Annotated in this window: 7 protein-coding genes; 3 read left to right on the plus strand and 4 right to left on the minus strand. The window is 73.1% G+C overall.

Annotated features, from left to right (window positions below; translation table 11 throughout):
- On the plus strand, positions 1–827 hold an 827-nt coding region (locus tag ACWDX9_RS59575; protein WP_449972586.1), incomplete at its 5' end, for an MFS transporter.
- Positions 828–938: 111 nt separating this feature from the next.
- Positions 939–1289 (plus strand): STAS domain-containing protein, encoded by a 351-nt coding sequence (locus ACWDX9_RS59580; protein ID WP_449972589.1) that lies wholly within the window; start codon positions 939–941, stop codon positions 1287–1289.
- Positions 1290–1338: 49 nt separating this feature from the next.
- Here the strand turns inward: ACWDX9_RS59580 and ACWDX9_RS59585 are convergent, their stop codons facing one another.
- The 3 genes from ACWDX9_RS59585 to ACWDX9_RS59595 all read right to left on the minus strand — a co-directional run bounded on the left by ACWDX9_RS59585 (position 1339) and on the right by ACWDX9_RS59595 (position 4062).
- Positions 1339–1542 carry a CHAT domain-containing protein gene (locus tag ACWDX9_RS59585; protein WP_449972602.1) on the minus strand — a complete coding sequence of 68 codons (204 nt, stop codon included), beginning with the start codon at positions 1540–1542 and terminating at the stop codon, positions 1339–1341.
- Positions 1446–3245 (minus strand): S8 family peptidase, encoded by a 1800-nt coding sequence (locus ACWDX9_RS59590; protein ID WP_449972592.1) that lies wholly within the window; start codon positions 3243–3245, stop codon positions 1446–1448. Before ACWDX9_RS59590 ends, ACWDX9_RS59585 begins: the two co-directional genes overlap by 97 nt.
- Positions 3246–3324: 79 nt before the next feature.
- Positions 3325–4062: a phytanoyl-CoA dioxygenase family protein gene (locus tag ACWDX9_RS59595; protein ID WP_449972595.1), complete on the minus strand. Its 738-nt coding sequence runs from the start codon at positions 4060–4062 to the stop codon at positions 3325–3327.
- Positions 4063–4164: 102 nt separating this feature from the next.
- On the opposite strand from ACWDX9_RS59595, the gene ACWDX9_RS59600 reads away from it, so the two are divergent.
- Positions 4165–4641 (plus strand): MarR family winged helix-turn-helix transcriptional regulator, encoded by a 477-nt coding sequence (locus ACWDX9_RS59600; RefSeq protein WP_364249297.1) that lies wholly within the window; start codon positions 4165–4167, stop codon positions 4639–4641.
- Here ACWDX9_RS59600 and ACWDX9_RS59605 read toward each other — a convergent pair.
- Positions 4601–5210: MFS transporter (locus ACWDX9_RS59605; protein ID WP_449972599.1), on the minus strand; the 610-nt coding region annotated here is incomplete at its 5' end. The genes ACWDX9_RS59600 and ACWDX9_RS59605 overlap by 41 nt on opposite strands.

Here is a 5210-nt window from a genome sequence, read left to right on the forward strand (position 1 = left end):
AGCGGGTCGACGTGCCGGGCGCGCTGCTGGTCACGCTGGCGACGGCGCTGCTGATCTACGGGCTGGTGACGGCGGGCGACGCCGGCTGGGGCGCGGCGGGCACGGTGCTGCCGCTGGCCGGGTCGGTGCTGCTGTACGTCCTGTTCGTGGTGGTCGAGCGGTCGGTACGGTCACCGCTGATGCGCGCCGAGACCCTGGCCAGGCGGCCGGTGATCTCGGGGACGTTCGTCATGCTGATGGCGACGGGGCTGATGCTGGGGCTGTTCTTCCTCAGCTCGCTCTACCTCCAGCACGTGCTGAGGTTCAGCGCGCTGGAGACGGGCCTGCTCTTCCTGCCCGTGGCGATCGCGATCACCATCGGGGCGCAGCTCGGCGGGCATCTCATCGGCAGGATCGGCGGGCGGCCGGTGGCGGTGGCGTCCTTCGTGCTGACCGCGGCGGGGGCGGCGCTGATGACGCGCATCTCACCGGACGCGAGCGCGTACACCACGCTGCTGCCCGGCTTCGTCCTGGCGGCGCTGGGCATCGGGCCGGCGTTCGTGACGGCCACCACGACGACCATGGCGAACATCCCGCCCGGCGAGAACGGCGTGGCGTCCGGCGTCATCAACACCTTCCACGAGCTCGGCGGCTCGATCGGCGTGGCCGCCGTCTCGACGGTCGCCGCGTCGAGCCTCGCGCCCGGCTCGGCGGGAGGCGTCGGAGGTTTCGTCGCGGGGCTCACGCTGTGCGCCGTCGTCGCGGTGGTCGCGGCGGCCGTCTCGCTGGGGCTGGTGCCGCCGGGCCGACCGGCCGCGGCGTTCGTCGGCCACGGCCACGGGCACTGACACGAGCAGCCCCCTGTCGTCCGAGGAAAACCCGGGATATCGCCAACGTCTCCGGCGCATTATCCTTCATTGATGGTCAACTTACGCCGGGCGAGAGCGGTGAAGGCATAGATGCCGCGACTGAGGCTGGCGCACCAGCAACTGCCCGGCGTGACCGTGATCGCGGTGATCGGTGAGATGGACGCCACCAACCGCGCCCAGCTCGAGGCGTACATCGCGCAGGTCCAGCCGGAGCCCGCGGGGAGGCTGGTGTTCGACCTGTCGGAGGTGCCGTTCATGGACAGCTCGGGTCTGCACGTGCTGCTGACCTGTGCCACCAACTGCCTCAAGGACGGCGGCGCGGTCCACCTGGCCGCCGTCCAGCGCATGCCCGCCCGGCTCTTCGAGCTGACCGGCATCATGACCCACGTGCCCGTGCACGACACGGTCCAGGGCGCCATCACCGCCGCCCTGGCCTCCTAGGAACGCTCCACCCGGGCGGGCTCCGGCCGCCAGGCCGAACCTCTTGTGATCAGCCGGCGCCGAAGCACATGAACGTGGCGGCGGGCTCCCCCGCCGACGCCGCCGCCAGCGCGTCGGCCGGGGCGGCACCCTCGGCCACGCCCCGGTGGTAGGCCGTCATGACCGCCTCGGCGACGTGGTCCGGCACTCGGGTGGGGCTGGAGATGACGGTGGACGTGCCCAGATGGAGCAGCGCCGCGGTGAAGCCGAGCAGCTCGAGCCGGCGCGCCTTGGGGTGCACGGCCGCGAGCCGCTCGACCTCCGTCTCGGCGTGGTCCAGGCCGGGCCCGGCGACCAGGAGGGGCGGGCCGTCGGGCCCGTACGGCGCCCGACGATTTCCGGCCGTACGGCCTTGTCGTCGACCATCGCGTCGACGACCTGCCTGGCCCGCTGGACGGGATCGACGCCGACCTGGCCGAGGGTCTTGGTGAGCTCGGCGGCGATGGTACCGACGACGATCGGGGCGGCGAACGACGTACCGCTCCAGCCGCAGAACGGCCCTACGGCGTCGCAGTCGAGCGAGGCGCGCTCGCCCGTGGTGAGCATCGCGTTCTGGGCGCCCCTGAACTTCGGCGGGAACGTGCTGACCACGATCGCGCCGGGAGCGCGCCACCGGACGGCGGGGTGCTCGTTGCTGAAGATGGCGATCGTGCCGTCGGGGTTCTTGGCGGCGACGCCCAGCATGGGTGCCAGCGGCGGGCCGGGCACGGCCGTCTCGGACAGCGCGGCGAGGTAGAGCGGCCTGGTCGTGGCGTAGTTGCCAGCGGCGTTGACCACGATGACGCCGCGTGCCCGCAGCTGGTTGACCTTGTCGAACAGCGCCTGCATGGCCGGGTCGCCCGCCTCGGAGAAGCCGCCGAAGGAGCAGCACAGCACGTCCACGGCGGTCCCGGAGACCATGAGCGCCAGCAGCCGGTCGAGCGCCGCGTGCACGGCCTCAAGAGGGACCACGCCGTCGCTGTGCATGACCTTGTACATGAGCACGCGGGCGTCCGGCGCGATCTGCGCGACGAGGCCGGCGAGCATGAGGCCGTGCCCGGTGTGGGAGTTCAGTACGCCGATGAGCGGGTTGGGCAGCTCGCCGAGGTCCTCGTAGCCGACGAGCCTGGCGACGTCGCGGCCCTGGTAGGCGGGGTGGGAGTCCTCGATGAGCTGCTGCCCGGCCGGATCGACGGTGAGGAAGGCGTCCGGGTCGGTCACCGGCCTGAACCAGGGGTGCTCCGTCACGCCGGTGTCCAGCGTGACCACCGTGATCCTGCGCCCGCCGAGCTGGGCGAGCGACCTGCGGCGCGGCGGCCCGGCCACCACGGTCACGGGCACGCGCCCGTACCCCGGCCGGGCGCTCGTCTGCGGCTCCTCGATCACGGCGTGGCCACTGGTGGCGGGCTCGCCGCCCAGGCTGAGCGAGCCGATGCCGCTCGTGGCCGAGCCCACGAACAGGTGGTCCAGCGAGATCGTGGCGAGCACCGCCTTGAACGGCCACCCGTCGGACTCGGCGCGCAGCGCCCTGCGCACGACGCGGAGGGCACGCCAGGCGTCGACGTCGACGTCCTGCGCCTCCTTCCGGATCTCCAGCACGCCGGGCAGCCAGACGGTCTCGCGCCCGTAATCCCGCTCGCGGGCGTGCCTGACGCTGACCGGCGAGAGCTCCAGCTGGATCCCGGACAGCGCCCGGTCGATCCAGGAGACCACCTCGTCGGAGCGGAGCGCCTGCCCGGGGAAGAGCAGCACGTCCGAACGGTAGACCGTGGAGTCGGGGCAGCGCTCGCCCGGGTCGAGGGGGACGTCCCAGGGGTCGAGGATCCTGGCGCCGTGCCGGTCCAGGATCTCGCGGGGAAGCGTGATGCCCTGCCAGGGCGGCCCGAATCGTTCGGAGCCGCCCGATGTAGCTGGTTCGCGGATGTAGTCGATGCTCATCTCACCGTCTCCGTTCTTCCCTCTGTGGCGTACGAGAGCGGCGCCTCCGCCTCGACACGAGAGGTCGATAACGGAATGGTCACGATCCCGTCGGGTCGATCCCGCGGAGCATCATGCCCTGGCCCCGGGAGCGGTGGACGTCGTCGGCGGGCTGGTCCTCGGGGTCGCGGTACTGGATGAGCAGGGTCGTACGCGCCTCGTCCGCCCGGTTGACCCCGGACCCGTGCACGGTGAGATAGCTGAGGAACAGCACGTCCCCGGCCTCCGCCTCGACCGGGACCGCGGCCTCCAGCGGCCACTCCGCGAGCGGCAGGTGCCACCCGCCCGCCTCGAGGTGCGGCAGCGGCCCGTACCTGTGGCTGCCCGGCACCACGCGCACACACCCCTTCTCCTCGGGCGCGGCGTCGAAGTGGAAGATCGCCGCGCCCATGGTGTGGCGGGTGTGCGGGAAGTGCGCGGCGTCCTGGTGCATGGGGAACGGCGAGCCCTTCTCGGCGGGCTTGACGAAGATCTTGGTGTGGTGGAGCTGCACGTTCTCCGAGCCCATCAGGGCTGCGGCGACGTCGGTGAAGCGCGGATCCACCATGAGCCGGGCGAAGGCGGCCGAGTGGAACTGCGCGTCGTGGCAGTGCCGCAGCTCGGTCCCCGCCCCGCCGATCTCCCGCGCGCTCCCCCACGTGGGGTCCGTCGGGCGCAGCCGCGCGAGCACCGCGTGACACACCTCCCGGTACGCCCGCGCCTCCGCCGCGCCGAGCAGCCCTTTGACCAGCAGGTAGCCGTTGTCCTGGTAGAACCGCACCATCGCCGAATCGGTCATCGCACTCTCCCGCGCGTCCGCCCCGTGCCGTCCCTCCGAGTGATTCCCACTCCTGCGGGTGCGCTCGCAGCCGTGGCCGCGCGGGTGCGGGAGACTGGTGGGGTGACCACCGAGAACGCCGATCGCCCCGGTCCGCCCGTGACCAGCCCGTCGATCGTCCTGCTCACGCTGGCCCGCCGGATCGAGACCGAGCTGGCCGCCGCCCTGGCCCCGCTCGACCTCACGGTCAGCCGGCTGGGCCTGCTCGGTCACATATCCGGCGTGCCCGGGGTGTCGTTCAGCGAGCTGGCGCGGATGTCGGGGACGACGGTCCAGAGCGTGCACACCGCGGTGAAGGCGCTGGTCGCGGCGGGGCTGGCGCGCGACAGCACGGCCCGCGCCGGGTCGGCGTCGACGATCGAGCTGACGCCCGAGGGCGCGCGCCTGCTCGAGGCGGCCACAGGCGTGGTGTCCCGGGTGGACGACCTGCTGTTCGGGCCGGAGGCCGACCCGATCCAGCGCCAGATCGCCGACGCCGTCCACGCCGCCTTCGCGGGGGTCAGGCCGGTACGCGGGAGCGACGCCAGGCGTACGAGCTGACCGCGATGCCCGCCACCGTGACCACGGCGGCCACGACGTAGAGGGAGCGCAGCCCGAGTTCGCCGTCGATGACGCGCCCGCCGAGCCAGGCGGCGAAGGCGGCGGCCAGCTGGTAGGCGGAGGCGTTCACCGCCATGGCCAGGGTGGGCGCCGCCGAGGCCGTGGCCAGCACGCGCGCCTGCATGCCGGGGATGACCGCGAACCCCGCCGCGCCCAGCACGAACACCATGACCGCCGTCACCGGCATGCTGCCGCTCCCGGCCCACATCAGGACGAGCACCGCCGCGAGCGCCCCCAGCAGCCCGAGCTGCGCGGCCATCGGCGCCCGGTCCGACAGCCGGCCGCCCAGGAAGTTGCCCACGGCCGCGCCCACCCCGTACACCAGCAGCAGGGCCGCCACCGCGCCGCCGGCGAAGCCGGTGACGTCCGTGACCAGGGGCGCGAAGAAGGTGAACACCATGAGCAGCCCCGCGTTGCCCACGGCCGTGACCGCGATGGCCAGCCGCACGTCCCGGTCGCGGAAGACGCGCAGCTCGCGCACGGCCGAGCCCCCGCCGGACGGCTCGCGC

This window comes from Nonomuraea sp. NPDC003201 (genome assembly GCF_053590415.1).